This is a genomic window from Staphylococcus microti (genome assembly GCF_000934465.1).
Taxonomy (GTDB): Bacteria; Bacillota; Bacilli; order Staphylococcales; family Staphylococcaceae; genus Staphylococcus; species Staphylococcus microti.
Map to the genome: position 1 here is coordinate 1 of NZ_JXWY01000184.1, position 231 is coordinate 231.

General features: G+C 45.5%; 1 pseudogene. It reads left to right on the forward strand.

Going from position 1 to position 231, the window contains the following annotated elements:
- Positions 1–231, forward strand: a pseudogene (locus TP70_RS12535) (hypothetical protein); the annotation flags it as partial.

Consider the following 231-nt stretch of genomic DNA (forward strand, 5'->3'; position numbering starts at 1 on the left):
CTGAAGTAGAAGTGCTCATTGACGCTGAGTCGCTCTCACTTACTGAAGTAGAAGTGCTCATGCTTGCTGAATCACTCTCGCTTACTGAAGTTGATTCACTTTCACTTACTGAAGTAGAAGCGCTCATTGACGCTGAGTCGCTCTCACTTACTGAAGTAGAAGCGCTCATTGATGCTGAATCACTTTCGCTCACTGAAGTTGACGTACTCATTGACGCTGAATCACTTTCGC